This is a genomic window from Acinetobacter sp. COS3, from assembly GCF_000475335.1.
Lineage (GTDB): Bacteria > Pseudomonadota > Gammaproteobacteria > Pseudomonadales > Moraxellaceae > Acinetobacter > Acinetobacter venetianus.
Map to the genome: position 1 here is coordinate 1 of NZ_AXCD01000054.1, position 294 is coordinate 294.

Annotated in this window: 1 protein-coding gene; it reads right to left on the bottom strand. The window is 48.6% G+C overall.

Going from position 1 to position 294, the window contains the following annotated elements:
* On the bottom strand, nucleotides 1-294 hold a 294-nt coding region (locus IO68_RS29825), incomplete at both ends, for an Ig-like domain-containing protein (RefSeq protein WP_023013937.1).

Sequence of the window (294 nt, forward strand, 5' to 3'; positions counted from 1 at the left end):
GTTAATGCAGGCGTATTGTCATTGGTCAGTACGTCATCAATGGTAATAGCTGGGGCTAATCCATCTACTGTTACTGTTGCAGGGCCTGAAGTATTCCCTGCTGGGTCCGTCGCTGTTGCTGTAACGGCATCGCCATCATTTAACCCAGGATTATCTACAGTCCAACTACCATCTGGTCCAGCCACAACGTCTGCTGTACTACCATCTGGGAAGGTCACTGTAACTGTCGAACCTGGTTCTGCTGTACCTGTAATTGGATCTGTTGCGTTGATTGCATCAAGTACTGGTGCATCG